The sequence below is a fragment of the Glycomyces lechevalierae genome (assembly GCF_027622945.1).
Taxonomy (GTDB): Bacteria; Actinomycetota; Actinomycetes; order Mycobacteriales; family Micromonosporaceae; genus Glycomyces; species Glycomyces rutgersensis.
On the sequence record NZ_JAPZVQ010000002.1, the window covers coordinates 495,349 to 511,165 of the forward strand.

General features: G+C 70.0%; 16 protein-coding genes, 1 tRNA gene and 1 pseudogene. 10 read left to right on the top strand and 8 right to left on the bottom strand.

Annotated features, from left to right (window positions below):
- Positions 1–47 precede the first annotated feature (47 nt).
- Positions 48–1,052, bottom strand: a complete 1,005-nt coding sequence (locus O2L01_RS05945; protein WP_270120978.1) for a M48 family metallopeptidase — start codon at positions 1,050–1,052, stop codon at positions 48–50.
- Positions 1,053–1,467: 415 nt separating this feature from the next.
- Here O2L01_RS05945 and O2L01_RS05950 point away from each other — a divergent pair.
- Positions 1,468–1,541: transfer RNA gene (locus O2L01_RS05950), tRNA-Arg, on the top strand.
- Between the two features lie 65 nt (positions 1,542–1,606).
- Here the strand turns inward: O2L01_RS05950 and O2L01_RS05955 are convergent.
- Positions 1,607–2,179 (bottom strand): TetR/AcrR family transcriptional regulator, encoded by a 573-nt coding sequence (locus O2L01_RS05955; RefSeq protein ID WP_270120979.1) that lies wholly within the window; start codon positions 2,177–2,179, stop codon positions 1,607–1,609.
- A 169-nt stretch (positions 2,180–2,348) separates the two neighbouring features.
- Here O2L01_RS05955 and O2L01_RS05960 point away from each other — a divergent pair, with 169 nt between their 5' ends.
- Entirely contained in the window at positions 2,349–3,356 is a 1,008-nt protein-coding gene (locus O2L01_RS05960) for a zinc-dependent alcohol dehydrogenase family protein (protein WP_270120980.1), read from the top strand.
- Positions 3,357–3,396: 40 nt separating this feature from the next.
- Here O2L01_RS05960 and O2L01_RS05965 read toward each other — a convergent pair whose 3' ends face one another.
- Together O2L01_RS05965 and mshB are read right to left on the bottom strand one after the other, a co-directional pair.
- Entirely contained in the window at positions 3,397–4,071 is a 675-nt protein-coding gene (locus tag O2L01_RS05965) for an MgtC/SapB family protein (RefSeq protein ID WP_270120981.1), read from the bottom strand.
- 42 nt (positions 4,072–4,113) lie between these two features.
- On the bottom strand, positions 4,114–4,986 hold the full coding sequence (gene mshB / locus O2L01_RS05970) for an N-acetyl-1-D-myo-inositol-2-amino-2-deoxy-alpha-D-glucopyranoside deacetylase (RefSeq protein ID WP_270120982.1): 873 nt from the start codon (positions 4,984–4,986) through the stop codon (positions 4,114–4,116).
- Between the two features lie 248 nt (positions 4,987–5,234).
- Between mshB and O2L01_RS05975 the strand changes: the two genes are divergently transcribed.
- The 3 genes and pseudogenes from O2L01_RS05975 to O2L01_RS05985 form a co-directional block, all read left to right on the top strand.
- A complete protein-coding gene (locus tag O2L01_RS05975) occupies positions 5,235–6,038 on the top strand; it encodes a hypothetical protein (RefSeq protein ID WP_270120983.1) in 804 nt (267 codons plus the stop codon).
- A 25-nt stretch (positions 6,039–6,063) separates the two neighbouring features.
- Complete coding sequence (locus O2L01_RS05980) at positions 6,064–7,956, top strand: fumarate reductase/succinate dehydrogenase flavoprotein subunit (RefSeq protein ID WP_344469401.1); 1,893 nt, start codon at positions 6,064–6,066, stop codon at positions 7,954–7,956.
- Positions 7,953–8,696 (top strand): annotated as a pseudogene (locus tag O2L01_RS05985) (succinate dehydrogenase/fumarate reductase iron-sulfur subunit); the annotation flags it as partial. The gene O2L01_RS05980 and the pseudogene O2L01_RS05985, both read left to right, overlap by 4 nt.
- A 49-nt stretch (positions 8,697–8,745) precedes the next feature.
- Here O2L01_RS05985 and O2L01_RS05990 read toward each other — a convergent pair.
- The 3 genes from O2L01_RS05990 to O2L01_RS06000 form a co-directional block, all read right to left on the bottom strand.
- The gene (locus O2L01_RS05990; RefSeq protein ID WP_270120986.1) at positions 8,746–9,171 is read right to left on the bottom strand and encodes an organic hydroperoxide resistance protein; all 426 of its coding nucleotides are present in this window, start codon (positions 9,169–9,171) and stop codon (positions 8,746–8,748) included.
- 17 nt (positions 9,172–9,188) lie between these two features.
- The gene (locus O2L01_RS05995; protein WP_270120987.1) at positions 9,189–9,632 is read right to left on the bottom strand and encodes a MarR family winged helix-turn-helix transcriptional regulator; all 444 of its coding nucleotides are present in this window, start codon (positions 9,630–9,632) and stop codon (positions 9,189–9,191) included.
- 61 nt (positions 9,633–9,693) lie between these two features.
- The gene (locus tag O2L01_RS06000) at positions 9,694–10,254 is read right to left on the bottom strand and encodes a TetR/AcrR family transcriptional regulator (RefSeq protein ID WP_270120988.1); all 561 of its coding nucleotides are present in this window, start codon (positions 10,252–10,254) and stop codon (positions 9,694–9,696) included.
- A 127-nt stretch (positions 10,255–10,381) separates the two neighbouring features.
- On the opposite strand from O2L01_RS06000, the gene O2L01_RS06005 reads away from it, so the two are divergent.
- From O2L01_RS06005 to O2L01_RS06015, 3 genes are all read left to right on the top strand, one after another.
- Positions 10,382–10,804, top strand: a complete 423-nt coding sequence (locus O2L01_RS06005; protein ID WP_270120990.1) for a hypothetical protein — start codon at positions 10,382–10,384, stop codon at positions 10,802–10,804.
- Between the two features lie 75 nt (positions 10,805–10,879).
- The gene (gene ychF, locus O2L01_RS06010) at positions 10,880–11,953 is read left to right on the top strand and encodes a redox-regulated ATPase YchF (protein WP_270120991.1); all 1,074 of its coding nucleotides are present in this window, start codon (positions 10,880–10,882) and stop codon (positions 11,951–11,953) included.
- A 92-nt stretch (positions 11,954–12,045) separates the two neighbouring features.
- Positions 12,046–12,843, top strand: a complete 798-nt coding sequence (locus O2L01_RS06015) for an SDR family NAD(P)-dependent oxidoreductase (protein ID WP_270120992.1) — start codon at positions 12,046–12,048, stop codon at positions 12,841–12,843.
- Positions 12,844–12,909: 66 nt separating this feature from the next.
- On the opposite strand, the gene O2L01_RS06020 is transcribed toward O2L01_RS06015, so the two are convergent.
- The gene (locus O2L01_RS06020; protein ID WP_270120993.1) at positions 12,910–13,263 is read right to left on the bottom strand and encodes a hypothetical protein; all 354 of its coding nucleotides are present in this window, start codon (positions 13,261–13,263) and stop codon (positions 12,910–12,912) included.
- 426 nt (positions 13,264–13,689) lie between these two features.
- Between O2L01_RS06020 and O2L01_RS06025 the strand changes: the two genes are divergently transcribed.
- A complete protein-coding gene (locus O2L01_RS06025; protein ID WP_270120994.1) occupies positions 13,690–14,085 on the top strand; it encodes a (deoxy)nucleoside triphosphate pyrophosphohydrolase in 396 nt (131 codons plus the stop codon).
- A 90-nt stretch (positions 14,086–14,175) separates the two neighbouring features.
- Positions 14,176–15,759: an N-acyl-D-amino-acid deacylase family protein gene (locus tag O2L01_RS06030; RefSeq protein ID WP_344469403.1), complete on the top strand. Its 1,584-nt coding sequence runs from the start codon at positions 14,176–14,178 to the stop codon at positions 15,757–15,759.
- The last annotated feature ends 58 nt before the right edge of the window (positions 15,760–15,817 follow it).

Genomic DNA, 15,817 nt, shown 5'->3' on the forward strand with positions numbered 1-15,817 from the left:
GACAGGGAACGGGCCGGTCCACAATGGGCCGGCCCGTTCCCGTTCGTCTAGAACCCTTCGCGGACCTTCCGCAGCACTCTCGCGAGCGGGTCGCCCGAGGTCTGGAACGCGGCGCGGTACGAGTTCGCGGCGGCCTTGGCCTCGGCCGCCATCGAGGCGTCCTTGTCGTCCTCGCGCTTCGGGTACTCTCCGGCGAGGTAGTCGCGGTACTCGCCCTCGTCGATCCACGTCTTGACGGCCGCCGCGCGCGCGACGGCGAAGTCGTGGCTGCGCTGCTCGAGGAGCATGAGCTTGAGGAAGCTGTCGCGCAGGTCCCCGCCGGTCTCGAACTCCTTGGCCTGCTCCAGGAACGCCGCGGTGTCCACATCGTGCAGGTCGCCGCCGCCGGCGAGCTTCGCCATGACGCGGATCGCGGCGGCCGGGTCCTGCACCGCGAGCGCCCCGGCCCGGTCGGCCGAGAGCTCGGACTTGCGGGCCCATTCGTAGAGCGCGGCGGTGATGACCCGCAGGCCCACGACGCCGACCGGGATCCACGCGACCGAGGTGGTCAGCCGCACCAGGACCATGAGGAGGGTGCGGTACAGGCCGTGCCCGGAGAGGGCGTGCCCCAGCTCGTGCGCGAGGAGGAACTTGAGTTCGGCGTCGTCGAGCAGCTCGATCGAGCCGGAGTTGACGACGACGACCGGCTTGTCGATGCCGATGCACATCCCGCCCAGGTCGGGGTCGCGGGTGATGTAGAGGTCCGGCAGCTCCGCGGCGTCGAGGACGGCGCCGACCTGCTGGTAGGCCTCGTAGACGCGCGAGTACTGGTGGCGGTCGACGCGGATCGAGGAGCCCATGAGGCTCAGGCGCAGCGCCCGCTCGGAGACCATCCCGGAGACCTTGCGGAGGACGATGTCGAAGCCGCGCAGCTCCCGCAGGGCCACCAGCGCGCCGCGGTCGGCGGGGTGCTCCCAGGCCCGGGTCGATATGCCGCGCAGGATGACCGGCCCGCGAGCCGGATCCCTGATCTCGACCGGACCGCCTTCGGCCGGTGACTGGTCGTCGCTCATGCCCGCTCCTCACGGTTGGCTCTGCTGCAAGTGTGGCACGCCGACGCCAGTCGTGACGTCACCGCGCGAACCGCACGCCCCCAGGGCGTTCCGCGCCGCGCCGTCGCGGCCGTGTCGGGTTTCACCCGGGAAGTCCGCAAGGGCGCCAAGCAGTTACGACGCATAGCGGGCATTGCCGCCCACAAGGGGGCGAGATAACGAATCGGCGTCAACACGCCGCACTCCGCTTGACACCCACGCCCGCAAGGACTACTCATTGATACGGGTCAGCAATTCCGGGGCGTCGTGGAGAATCGTTTGGGGTGTTCTTGCGACGCCCCGTATCCATGCCCTCTTCATGGCTCCCGGGTCCCCCGACGGACCCGTCCCCGGGTATTCTTACCGCTGGCGCGGCCCGCTGTGCGGCCCCCGCCCGGCGCCCGTAGCTCAGCTGGATAGAGCACTGGACTTCTAATCCAATGGTCGCAGGTTCGAATCCTGCCGGGCGCGCCGCTTATCGCGCATCGGGCCATTGGTTCTCGCGACCGCCGGTTCCGGCATTCGCCCGTCCGTCCTTATGTCGCCTTGGCGTCGATGACGACTGCCGCCAGTTCGCGGGCCGCCGCCGCGGGGTCGGTCCCGGTGCGGGTGGCCCCGGCGGCCATCGCGCCGTCGATGAGCATCAGGAGCTGATCCGCCCCCAGCGCCGGCCGCGGGTGGCCCAGGCGCCGCAGTTCGCGTTCCAGGAGTCCGCACACCCGCTCTCGGTAGGCGCGGGTGACGGCGTGCCCGGGGTGGTCGGGGTCGCTGAGGGTCATGTCCGCCGCGAGATAACGGCAGCCGCGGAACCCCGGCGCGGTGACGACGTCCCCCAAGGCGTCGAAGACGGCGAGCAGGCGCTCGCGCGGCTCGGTCCCGGCGGCGTCCATGGTCTCGACGTAGCGGGCCTCGTCGGCCTCGGTGGTGCGTTTGAGGACTTCGGTGAGCAGGCCGTCCTTGCCGCCGAAGTGCTCGTAGAGCGAGCGGCGCGCCACGTTCGCGGTCTTGAGGAGGGCGTCGACGCCGACGCCCATGCCGTGGCTGTAGGTCAGCGACTGGGCGGCCTGCAGCAGGCGCTCGCGGGGTCCGGGGGTGTCTCGAATGGCCATGGTCTCATCCTGGCACCTCTTGACCGGTAGATCAACCGGTCTATATAGTTTCGTAGACCGATCGTTCTATCTACCGGAGTCCCGATGCCGTTCCACCCCGCCAGACCTGCCCCTGACCGACTGGGCCGCAACGCGATCGCGGCCCGCGTGCACTCCGAGGAGGCCCCTCATGCGTAGCTTTCACCTCAGCAAGACCGGCGACGGCGTCGAAGGCCTGTCCGTGCGGCACCACGAGGACCCGACCCCCGGTCCCGGGCAGGTCGCGGTCGCGGTGCGGGCGGCCGGGCTCAGCTACCGCGAGCTGTTGGTGCTGCGCGGCACCTACGTCCTCCCCGTCAAGCCGGACGTGGTCCCGGTGGCGGAGGGCGCCGGCGACGTGATCGCCGTGGGGCCGGGCGTGGACACGGTGCGCGTGGGCGACCGCGTGGCGGCCACGCTGTTCCCGACCTGGCAGGACGGCCCGTTCGGCACCGAGCACCTGGCGCAGCGCGGCGGCTCGCTCGACGGGATGCTCACCGAGATCGCCGTGATCGAGGAGTCGGGCCTGGTGCCGATCCCGAGCCACCTTTCGTACGAGGAGGCGGCGGCGCTGCCGTGCACCGCGGTCACCGCCTGGAACGCGCTGACCGGCGACGGCCCCGGCGTGCAGCCGGGCGAGACGGTCGTCGTGCAGGGCTCGGGAGGCGTGTCGCTGTCCGCGCTCCAGCTCGCCAAAGCCTTGGGGGCCAAGGTGATCGCTACGACAAGCAGCCCCGAGAAGGCGCGGCGGCTGCGCGAGCTCGGCGCGGACGGGGTCGTCGACTACACCGCTTCGCCCGACTGGGCCGCGGAGGTCCGCGATCTGACCGCCGGGCGGGGCGCCGACCGCGTCGTGGACGTCACCGGGCTGCTCGCCGCGTCGCTACGGGCCGTGAAGCTCGGCGGCCACATCGCCTGCGTCGGTTTCATCTCGGGGGCCGCGCAGCCGATCGACCCCGCGGCGATGTTCGCGGCCGCGGCCACCTTGCGTCCGGTCGCGGTCGGCTCCCGGTCGCAGTTCCTGGCGATGAACCGCCTCATCGGATCGGCGCGGCTGCGCCCGGTCATCGACCGGGCGTTCCCCTTCGAGCAGGCACCGGACGCCTTCCGCTACTACGCTTCCGGCGCGGCGCTGGGGAAGGTCGTCATCGGCTGCTGACGCGGCGGCGGCCCCCGATCCCCGCGGGCCGCCGTCCGCCTCAGCCATCGCCCTCCGCTTCGCGGTAGGTCACGCCTTCGATGCCTTCGATCGTCCTGAGCTTCACCGTGAGTTCGGCGACCGCGCCGCGGCCGGTGAGGACGAAGTCGGTGGCCCGCTCGAAGCCGTCGCCGTTCTCGCCCTGGACCTCGGTCACCTTGAACCCCTCCGCGGTGCATCGGGCGAGCGCGGCGGCCAGCGCGCCGGAGCTGGTGTAGCGGATCTGGAGGCGGCCGGCGTGCTTGGCGTGGTGGGCGATCACGCCCTCGACGGGGGCGAGTCCGGCGACGACGGCGAGCTGGGCGACGGCGACGGCCACGCCCGCCCAGTAGAGGCCGGCGCCGCAGGCGAGCGCGATGGCGGTGGTCGACCAGATGGAGGCGGCGGTGGTCATGCCGTGCACGATGTTGCGGTTGAAGAAGATGACGCCGGCGCCGAGGAAACCGATGCCGGTGACGACCTGGGCGGCGATGCGGGCGGGGTCGACGCCCGGGGTGCCCGGGGCGGTCTCGGGGAAGCCGTAGCGGCCGGCGAGGACGAAGAGGCAGGTGCCGACGGCGATGAGGGCGTGGGTGCGCATCCCGGCGGGCTTGCCCTGCCATTCGCGTTCGGCGCCGACGGCGAGGCCGAGGAGCAGTGCGAGCCCTAGGGGGCCGAGATATGTCCAGACGTCCATATCGTGAGGGATACCCGGATTTGCGCCTGCCGAACCCTCCGGTCAGGCGAGGAGGTCGGCCTCCCAGCCGTGTTCGCCCTGGCCAGGGCCTTTTTCGCCCTTGACGAGGCGGTAGTGCTCGGCGCCGAGGGCCTGGTCGCCGAGTTTGTCGCCGAGGACGTCGAGCCAGTCGCCGGGGGCGATCTGGGTGGCGTAGGCGGCCATGGCGGCGCGCTTCTTGGCGGTGTCGCCGATGACGCAGGCGTCGATCTGGTCGTCGGGGACGCCGAAGGGGAGGTCGTCGACGGAGGCGGCGTCGGCGAAAGGGTTGTCGGTGGCGCCGGTGAAGGCGTCGAACTGGGCTTCGATGATGCTGCGGGGCATCGTGGTCCAGTAGATCTTGCGGATCTCGTGGGCCTTGCCGAGGTCGGGGCGCCAGGCGGGGTCGGCGGCGAGGTCGGCGGCGCGCATGGCGACGCGGTGGGCCTGGATGTGGTCGGGGTGGCCGTAGAAACCGTCGGGGTCGTAGGTGACGAGCACGTCGGGGGCGCGGTCGCGGACGACGGCGACGAGGTCGGCGGCGGCCTCGTCCAGGTCGGCGCCCCAGAAGGCGCGCGGGTGCCGGTTCGAGGGCAGCCCCATCATGCCGGAGTCGCGGTAGCGGGCGACGCCGCCGAGGAAGTGGGTGTCGGTGACGCCGAGCGCGGCGGTGGCCTGGCGGTACTCCCAGTAGCGGTAGCCGCCGAGCTGGTCGGCCTCGCCCGCGGCGAGTCCGGCGAGGTGGGGAACGCGGACTTCGCCCTCTTCGCCGAGCGTGCAGGTGACGATGGTGACGTGCGCGTCGGGGCGGGCGGCGTAGTGGGCGACGGTGGCGCCGGTGCCGACGGTCTCGTCGTCGGGGTGGGCGTGGACGAACAGGATCCCGCGTGCGCTCATGCGGTCAAGGTTAGCGAGGGGGACCGGCGACTCGGCTCACTCGCGGCCCTACTCACTCACGGCTCTGTTCACTTAAGGCTCTGTTCTTGAACGACTCTGTTCATAAACGACTCTGTTCACTCGCAACCCAGGAGATGCGACGAGGACTCAAATGAAACTTGACAATCTACAGTCCCAGCACGAGAAATGCTCGTAATTGTGATGCACCCCATGGACTTACGTCACAGGTTCGGGGATATCCTGCGCTGATGACCACGACCGAAGACAGTGCCGTCTCGTCGCCACGGGCCGCGATCACCGCGCGGAACCTCCGGATCGACGACTGGCGGCGGGGCCCGATCCTGACGGTGCTCGGCATCACCGTGTGGGTCGCCTACGCGACCTTCCGCGTCTTCTACCAGGGCGACTACTGGGTCGCCGACTACCACTACCTGACGCCGTTCTACTCCCCGTGCGTCTCCGAGGGATGCGTCCCCGAGTCCGCCCACTTCGGACGGTTCCTGCCGGACCACCCGCTCATCCCCTACGCGGCGCTGAGCCTGCCGTTCCTGCTGGCGTTCCGGCTCACCTGCTACTACTACCGCAAGGCCTACTACCGGTCGTTCTGGCTCTCGCCGCCCGCGTGCGCCGTCCCGGACGGGCACCCGCGCTACACCGGCGAGACCCGCTTCCCGCTGATCCTCCAGAACTTCCACCGGTACTTCTTCTATCTGGCGTTCGCGATCTCGCTCGTGAACACCTGGGACGCGGTGCTGGCCATGCACTCCCCCGACGGCTTCGGCCTCGGCCTGGGGAACGTCGTGCTGTGGGCGAACGTGGTGCTGTTGTGGTGCTACACGCTCGGGTGCCACTCGTGCCGGCACGTGATGGGCGGGCGGCTGCGGCACTTCTCGAAGCACCCGGTGCGGTACCGGCTGTGGACGTTCTCGAGCGCGCTCAACGCGCGGCACATGATGTGGGCGTGGATCACGCTGGCGTCGCTGGCGCTCACCGACCTGTACGTCATGGCCGTCGCGGCCGGCTGGATCACCGACCTCCGGTTCGTCGGGTAAGGGGAAGCGCATGAGCGACAACGACATGAACGAGGTCGAGCACCTCTCCTGCGACGTGCTCGTGATCGGCGCGGGCGGCGCGGGCCTCCGGGCCGCCGTCGAGGCGCGGCTCGCGGGCAAGAGCGTCATCGTGATCTCGAAGTCCCTGTTCGGCAAGGCGCACACCGTCATGGCCGAGGGCGGCGCGGCCGCCGCCATGGGGAACGTGAACTCGAACGACAACTGGCAGGTCCACTTCCGCGACACGATGCGCGGCGGCAAGTTCCTCAACAACTACCGGATGGCCGAGCTGCACGCCCGGGAGGCGCCGGACCGGATCTGGGAGCTGGAAACCTATGGGGCCCTGTTCGACCGGACCGCGGACGGGAAGATCAGCCAGCGCAACTTCGGCGGCCACGAGTACCCGCGCCTCGCGCACGTGGGCGACCGCACCGGGCTCGAGCTGATCCGCACGCTGCAGCAGAAGCTCGTCTCGCTCCAGCAGGACGACGAGGCGGCGGGCGAAGGCGAGGACAAGCTCCAGGTCATCGACGAAACGACGATCACCGAGCTGTTCACCGCGGGAGGCGCCGTCAAGGGCGCCTTCGGGTATCGACGCGGCACGGGCCGGTTCATGGCGATCGCGGCGCCCTCGATCGTGCTCGCCACGGGCGGCATCGGGCGCTCGTTCAAGGTCACGTCGAACTCGTGGGAGTACACCGGCGACGGCCACGCGCTCGCGCTGCGGGCCGGGGCGAAGCTCATCAACATGGAGTTCATCCAGTTCCACCCGACCGGGATGGTCTGGCCCCCTTCGGTTCGCGGCATCCTCGTCACCGAGTCGGTGCGCGGCGACGGCGGAGTGCTGAAGAACTCCGAGGGCAAGCGGTTCATGTTCGACTACATCCCCGAGGTGTTCAAGGCGCAGTACGCCGACAATCCCGACGAGGCCGACCGCTGGTACACCGACCCCGACCAGAACCGCCGCCCTCCGGAGCTGCTGCCGCGCGACGAGGTCGCGCGGGCCATCAACTCGGAGGTCAAGGCGGGCAGGGGGACCGAGCACGGCGGCGTGTACCTCGACATCGCGTCCCGGCGCAGCGCCGAGTACATCCGCGAACGGCTTCCGTCCATGCACCACCAGTTCAAGGAACTGGCCGATGTGGACATCACGGCGGAGCCGATGGAAGTGGGCCCGACCTGCCACTACATCATGGGCGGCATCGAGGTCGACGCGGACACGGCCGCTTCGGCCGTGACGGGACTGTTCGCGGCCGGGGAGGTCTCGGGCGGCATGCACGGCTCGAACCGGCTCGGCGGGAACTCCCTCTCGGACCTGCTCGTGTTCGGCAAGCGCGCCGGCCAGCACGCGGCCGCGCACGCCGGCGCGTCCGAACCGCCGAAGCTCACTGCCGCGGAGATCGACGCGGCGACGGAAGAAGCCCTGCGGCCCTTCGGGAACGACGGCGAGAACCCGTTCGCGCTGCAGAGCGCGATGCAGGCGATCAACGGCCGCCTCGTCGGGATCATCCGCCGCGCGGGCGAACTCGAAGAGGCCCTGACCGAGCTCGCCGCTTTGAAGGACCGCATCGCCAATGTGAGCGCGAGCGGCGGCCGGGCCTACAACCCCGGCTGGCACCTGGCGCTGGACCTGCGGAACATGTACGTCTGCTCGGTGGCGACCGCGATGGCCGCGCTGGAGCGGGACGAGTCGCGCGGCGGGCACACCCGCGAGGACGCGCCGGGCATGAACCCGCAGTGGCGCAAGGTGAACCTCGTGGCCTCGCTCGAGGACGAGGAGGTCCGGCTGACGCGCCGGGCGGTGCCGTCCATGACGCCGGAGCTGCTGGGGCTCTTCGAGACGAGCGAACTCTCCAAGTACATGACCCCCGAGGAGTACCAGTCCTCGACCGAATCTTCGACGGAGGAATCCCGATGAGCGAGAGGACCTTCCGAGTGTGGCGGGGCGACGCGGACGGCGGCGACTTCGCCGAGTTCGACGTCGAGGTCAACGAGGGCGAGGTGGTCCTCGACGTCGTGCACCGCATCCAGGCCGAGCAGGCGCCGGACCTCGCGGTGCGGTGGAACTGCAAGGCCGGCAAGTGCGGCTCGTGCTCGGCCGAGGTGAACGGCATGCCGCGGCTGATGTGCATGACCCGCATGAACCTCTTCGAAGAGGGCCAGACGGTCACGATCACGCCGCTGCGGACCTTCCCGGTGGTGCGCGACCTGGTCACGGACGTCTCGTTCAACTACGAGAAGGCAAGGAGCATGCCGGCGTTCGCGCCGCCGCAGGACCTCGAGCCCGGCGAGTACCGGATGCAGCAGGTCGACGTGGAGCGCAGCCAGGAGTTCCGCAAGTGCATCGAGTGCTTCCTGTGCCAGAACACCTGCCACGTGGTGCGCGATCATGAGGAGAACAAGCCGCCGTTCTCGGGCCCGCGCCTGTTCATCCGGGCCGCCGAGCTCGACATGCACCCGCTGGACGCGCGCGACGACCGGCGCGAGCTGGCGCAGGACGACCAGGGCCTCGGGATGTGCAACATCACGAAGTGCTGCACCGAGGTGTGCCCCGAGCACATCAAGATCACCGACAACGCGATCATCCCGATGAAGGAGCGCGTCGCGGGCGACCGGTACGACCCGCTGGTGTGGCTGGGCCGCAAGATCTTCCGCAAGTAGACGAGAAAAGGGCCCGCCGGGAGGCGGGCCCTTTTCCGTTGCGGTGCTAGGCGGTCTGGACGAGGTCGACCTCGACCTGGATGTTGCCGCGCGTCGCGTTCGAGTAGGGGCAGACCTGGTGGGCCTTGGCGACCAGGTCCTCGGCGACCTCGCGGGTGGCGCCCGGGGTGGTGACCTCGAGGACGGCGCTGAGGCCGAAGCCCACGCCCTGCTTGTGGATGCCCACGGAGGCCTCCACGGTGGAGTCGCCCAGGTCGACCTTCGCCTGGCGGGCGATCATCTGGAGCGCGCTGTGGAAGCAGGCCGCGTAGCCGGCGGCGAACAGCTGCTCGGGGTTGGCCTTGCCGCCGGGGCCGCCCAGTTCCTTCTGGATGGCCAGGTCGAGGGCGATGATGCCGTCGGTGGTGGCGACGTGGCCGTTGCGGCCTTCGCCGGAGGAGACGGCGTTCGCGACGTAGAGCGCTTGTTCCATGTGGTATTTCCCCTTGCCTATGCGGTGGTTTCGCGGGTGTGGATGGCTTCGGTGAACTCGTTGAGCTTGTCGCGCAAGGCGACCAGCTCCTCGTAGGACATGCTCGACGCCTCGCCGACGACCTGGGTGATCTCGCAGCCCTCACGTTCGAGCGCAGCCCCGTTCTCGGTGAGGTGCACCGTGACGCGGCGCTCGTCCCCCGACTCCCGGCGGCGCTCGACGAACCCGGCGGCCTCGAGTCGTTTGAGGAGCGGTGAGACGGTGCCCGAGTCGAGCTGGAGCGCGTCGCCGAGCGCGGTGACCGTGAGACCGTCGGTCTCCCACAGCGCCATGAGGACCAGGAACTGCGGGTAGGTCAGCCCGAGCTTGTCGAGCAGCGGCCGGTACAGGCCGGTCACCGCACGGGAGGCGGTGTACAGCGCGAAGCAGGCCTGCTCTCGAAGCCGTGGCGTCTTGTCCATGAGCACGACAGTAGTGCACAACTAAGTTGTGCGCAACCTAGTTGTGTGTGATCTATTCGCGCTACTCCCCGAAGCGGACGCGTCTGGCGATCTCGCGGAGGGCGGCCTCGGGGTCGGCCTGGACCGCCGGGGGGAAGTTGCCGCCCAGGAACAGGCCCGCGAATCCGTGGACGAGGGACCAGGCGCCGAGGGCTTCGGCGTTGAACGCGGCGTCGGGACGCTGCTCGCCGGCGCCGCGCACGAGGGCCGCGTTGGAGCGCGCTTCGGCGCGCTGGAGATCGGGGTCGTCCTCATGGAGGAGTTCAGGCCGGAACATGGTCTCGAAATACGCCTTGTTGTCGATGGCGAAGCGCACGTAGGCGACCCCGACCTCGACGAAGTCGCCGGTCGCCTCCCACGCTCGTTCCAGTGCGTCCGCGAAGCGGTCGTACCCCTCGGCCGCGACGGCGGTCAGGAGCCCGGCCTTGTCGCCGAAGTGGTGCGCCGGGGCGGCGTGCGAGACGCCGGCGCGCTTGGCGACGGCCCGCAGGCTCAAGGCGCTCGGGCCGCTTTCGGCGATGGCCTCGACGGCGGCCCCGATGAGGGCCCGGCGGAGGTCGCCGTGGTGATAGCGATCGGTCACGAGAGCCACTGTAGCGCGGATCTTGACAGTGTCAAACACCACTGCGGCCATCTGGACGTCCAACTTGACACTGTCAAGACTAGGGCGTACGTTGAGTTCTCAAGCCACTCACGATTGGACGCCCCTGATGTTCGAATCCGCCTTCGCCCTCTCCGACGCCTCCCGCATCATCGCCGGGGCCGTCCTGCTCACCGTCGTCACCATCGAGTTCGGCGGGACCTTCCTCCTCAGGATCGCCAGCGGCAAGGTGCCCTTCACCGAGTTCCAGAAGTCCTTCTCGCGGGCCGGGCACGCCCACGCCGGCGTCCTCGTCATCTTCAGCCTCATCGGCGTCGTCCTCGCCGACGCCTCAGGGCTCGAAGGCCTCTGGGGCTGGGTCGCCCGCGCCGCGATCCCGCTCGCCGCGATCCTCATGTCCGGCGGGTTCTTCGCCGCCATGGCGGGCAAGGGCCGCACCTCGCCGAACAAGGCGATCGTGGTCCTCTACGCCGGCGCCGCGAGCCTCGCCGTGGGCACCCTGACCCTCGGGATCGGGCTCCTGACCGCCTAGCGCCCCGGTCTTCCGCAACACAGCACCAGGTCGCGCCGTGGTGCCACGGCGCGGCCCCGCCTAGACTTGACCCTCGTGAAACTCAGCATCGGTATCGTCGGCCTGCCCAACGTCGGCAAGAGCACGCTGTTCAACGCGCTGACCCGCTCGGAGATCCTCGCGGCCAACTACCCGTTCGCGACCATCGAGCCGAACGTCGGCGTGGTCGCCGTCCCCGACGCCCGGCTCCCGAAGCTGGCCGAGATCTACGAGTCGGAGAAGATCCTCCCGGCGACCGTCACCTTCGTGGACATCGCAGGGCTGGTCAAGGGCGCCTCCGAAGGCGCCGGCAAGGGCAACCAGTTCCTCTCCAACATCCGCGAGACCTCCGCGATCGCCCAGGTCGTGCGCGTCTTCGAGGACGGGAACGTCACCCACGTCGACGGCAAGGTCTCCCCCGTCGACGACATCGAGACGATCAACACCGAGCTGATCCTCGCCGACCTCCAGACCGTCGAGAACGCCCTCAAGCGCCTCGAGCGCGAGGCGCGGATGAACAAGGACGCCAAGGCGAAGCTCGAGGCCGTCCAGACCGCCCAGCAGGTGCTCGACTCCGGCAAGACGATCTTCGCCGCCGGGCTCGACACCGAGCTGCTGTACGACCTGCACCTGCTCACCGCGAAGCCGTTCATCTACGTCTTCAACGTCGACGAGGACCAGGTCGCGGACGAGGAGCTGGCCGCGAAGCTCCGCGCGCTCGTCGCCCCCGCCCAGGCCGTCCTCCTCGACGCCAAGTTCGAGTCCGAGCTCATCGACCTCGACGAGGCCGAGGCCCGCGAACTCCTCGAGTCGACCGGCCAGACCGAGCCGGGCCTCGACCGCCTCGCCAGCGTCGGCTTCGAGACCCTGGGCCTGCAGACCTACCTGACGGCCGGCCCCAAGGAGACCCGGGCCTGGACGATCAAGAAGGGCGCGACCGCCCCCGAGGCCGCCGGCGAGATCCACACCGACTTCCAGCGCGGCTTCATCAAGGCCGAGATCGTCTCCTTCGACGCGCTGCTGGACGCCGGGACCATGCAGGCCGCCAAGGCCGCCGGCAAGGTCCGCATGGAGGGCAAGGACTACGTCATGTCCGACGGGGATGTCGTGGAGTTCCGCTTCAACGTCTGAGGGCAATGGTTTAAACCCGCCTTTCCTTGAGCACTAAGGAATCAGACGCCGCGACCGGCCGGTCGCGGCGTCTTCGATTCGGAGGTGGGCGCATGCAGCACGAGCAGAGGCATCGCGAGGTCGCGGTCGTGACCGGCGGCGGACAGGGCATCGGCAGGGCGATCGTCGAGCGGCTCCTCGCCGAGGACCGCGCGGTCGTCGTCGTGGAGCTGCGAGACGAGGCGCTCGAATGGCTCGACGAGGCGATCAGCGAGAGCCGGGCCTGGGTGGTCGTGGGCGACGCGGGCGACGACGCCGTCGCCGAGCGGGCCGTCGCGGCCGCCGAATCGCTCGGCGCGCTCACCGGCTGGGTCAACAACGCCGCGGTCTTCCGCGACGCCTGGCTCCACGAGGCCGGCGGCACGGTGGTCGCCGAGATGATCCGCCGCAACCTGCAGCCGTGCCTGGCGGGCGCGGCCGCCGCGGTGGCCGCGTTCCGGGTCCAGGGGGTCGCCGGGAGCATCGTCAACATCTCGTCGCATCAAGCGCAGCGGGCCGTGCGCGGGGCGCTGCCGTACGCGACGGCGAAGGCCGCGATCGAGGGCCTGACGCGCGCGCTCGCGGTCGATTACGGCCCCTGGGGGGTGCGGGTGAACGCCCTGGCGCTCGGGTCCGTGGTGACGGAACGGCTGCGCGCCTTGGAGGACGCCGGGACCGAGGCGTACGCGCGCGTGGAGGCGGCGATGCGCGAACTGCACCCGCTCGGGCGGGCCGGCGAGGCGGGCGAGGTCGCGGACGCGGTCGCGTTCCTGCTCTCGGAGCGGGCCTCGTTCATCAGCGGCGCAGTGCTCCCGGTCGACGGCGGCCGCTCGGGCCAGGGCCACGACCCCGAGGCCGCGCCGCCCTCATGAAGGCGTGAAAAAACGGCGGACCGGCGGGGAGGTGGGGTCCCCGGCGATCCGCCGTGCGGGTTCGCGTTATTCGCCTCGCCTGAGCCAGCGGAAGCGGCCCTTGGAGGAGGCCTCCTCGACGGCGAGGTCGCCGGCGATGGTGATGTAGGCGGTCTCGACGCGGCCCGCGAAGGTCACGTCGGTGAGGCTGTAGCCGCCCTCGCTGGCGAGCACGATGAGCGTGGCCTCTGCAGTGCGCGACACGTCCGGCCGGACGCCGAGCGTGTCAGCGAAGATCTTGATGTATTCGGCGAGCTCCGCGTGCTGGGAATCGTCGAGCGGCAGCGACCGCGAGAGGCGGCCGTCGTCATCCGCTACCCAACCGTTGAGCTCCCTCAGTGCATCCAGCAGCACGTTGTCGTCTTGCTCCGTTCTCCCCATATGGCACCATCGCCATTTCATCCTGGCCGCGACCGGCAAAGCGGTGCCCTGCCGAAGCAGGGCCGCGACCGATCAGTAAGGTGGTCTGATTCGGCTCCGACGGACACGGGGGCTTCGTGTCTGAATTGTCGCCGGATCTTTATCGTTTCTGAACCGAGTCTTGCGCGTCTCCCAGTTTCTGTCCAGACCGGCAAATGGGATCAATCAGGAATACCGGTCTTCGAGGGACGGTTCTTGTCTGGTTTTGTGCTGGTGGACACGATTCCTGACCGTAGGGTCCAGCCCGCATCATCCGAACGTATGAACAACAGGTTGCTCACTGGTGATCACTGTTCGTGATCTGACGCGCGAACGATAACGAAACGCCCTCAAACCGGCAACAGTGGCGAAGCCCGAACGACATCCCCGCGCCGATAAGCTCTTGCAGTGAACGAACCGCGCATCGTAGTGGGGGCCGCGATCCGCGACGGGCGCCGCGTCCTCGCCGCCGCCCGCGCCTACCCGCCCGAGCTCGCCGGGCTCTGGGAGTTCCCCGGCGGCAAGGTCGAGCCCGACGAGACCGAGACCGAAGCGCTCGTGCGCGAATGCCGCGAAGAACTCGGCGTCGCGATCAGCGTCGGCGACCGCGTCGGCGGCGACCTCTCCACCGGCAACGGCCGGTACCTGCTGCGGGTCTACTTCGCCGAGCTGCTCGAGGGCGAACCGCACACGAAGGAGCACGCCGAACTGCGCTGGCTCGCCCCCGACGAGCTCGACTCCGTGCCCTGGCTCCCCGGCAACCGCCCCGCCGTCGACGCCCTGCGGGACCTCCTGAACGCCTAGTCCGCTTCGCGAGACGCCCCTAGTGGTCACCCTCCGCCGTGCATAGACTGACGCTCCGTGCCGATCGAGGGAGGGCGCCGCGTGGCCGCAATGGACATCGTGATCCGGGGAGCGGACGTCGCCGACGGGACCGGCTCGCCCCGGTACGCGGCCGAGATCGGCGTCAAGGACGGCCGGATCGCCGCGATCGGCCCCGAGCGCCTCGACGGGGACAAGGTCATCGACGCCGGCGGACTCGTCCTCGCCCCCGGGTTCATCGACATGCACGCCCACTCCGAGCTCGCGCTCCTCACCGACCGCGACCACCTCGCGAAACTCGGCCAGGGCTGCACCCTCGAAGTGCTCGGCCAGGACGGCCTCTCCTACGCGCCCGTCGACGAGACGACCGCCCCGCAGATGTGGGAGGCCATCGCCGCGTGGAACGGCCGCCTCGACGTCGACTACGACTGGCGCACCGTCGCCGAATACCTCGACCGCCTGGACCGCGGCATCCCGACCAACGCCGCCTACCTCGTCCCCCACGGCACCGTGCGGATGCTCGCGATGGGCTGGGAGGACCGCGAACCCACGGCGGCCGAACTCGAGGTCATGAAAGCCCATGTCGCCCAAGGCATGGAAGCGGGCGCGCTCGGCCTCTCGGCCGGGCTGAGCTACGCCCCCGGCATGTACGCCAAGACCACTGAGCTGGTCGAACTGTGCAAGGTCGTCGCGGGCTACGGCGGCTACTTCAGCCCCCACCAGCGCAGTTACGGCGCAGGCGCGATGGAGGGGTACGCGGAGATGATCGAAATCGGCCGCCACTCGGGCTGCGCCGTGCACCTCGCGCACGCCACCCTCAACTACCGCGTCAACGAGGGCCGGGCCGCCGAACTCCTCAAGCTCATCGACGAAGGCCTCGACGAGGGCCTGCCGATCAGCCTCGACACGTACCCGTACCTGCCCGGCATGACCATGCTCGCGGCCCTCCTCCCGAGCTGGTCCCTCGCCGGCGGCTACGGCGCCCTCGCCGAACGCCTCCGCGACGACGCGCTCCGCGCCCGCATCGTCCGCGAACTCGACGTCGAAGGCACCGACGGCGCCAACGGCGTCCCCGTCGACTGGACGAAGATCGAGATCGCCGGCGTCGCCGACCCGCAGCTGCGCGGCCTCGTCGGCCGCCGCGTGAGCGAGGCCGCCGCCGGCGAGCCGCCCGCCGAGTTCTTCCTCGACCTCATCGCACGCGACGACTTCGCCACCGCCTGCCTCATGCACGAGGGCAACGAGGAGAACGTCCGCGCGATCATGCGCCACGGCGTCCACACCGGATCCACTGACGGCGTCCTCTCCGGCGAGAAGATCCACCCCCGCGCCTGGGGCTCCTTCGCCCGCTACCTCGGCCACTACACCCGCGACCTCGGCCTCATGAGCGTCGAGGAATGCGTCGCCCACCTCACCGGCCGCCCCGCCGCCGTCCTCGGCCTCACCGACCGCGGCCTCGTCAAGCCCGGCTACGCCGCCGACCTCGTCCTCTTCGACCCCCGCACCGTGGACGCCCGCGCCACCTTCGCCGAACCCAGGCGGCAAGCCGCGGGAATACCGTACGTGCTGGTCAACGGACGGATTGCGATCGAAGACGGGAAACGCACGACCGCGCTCGCGGGCCGTGCGGTGCGCCGCACCCCTGCCGGAGGATGAACGGGCGGGGGTCGGTTATCTTCAGTTCGCGAACTGTTCCCCCATCAGCCACCGGAGG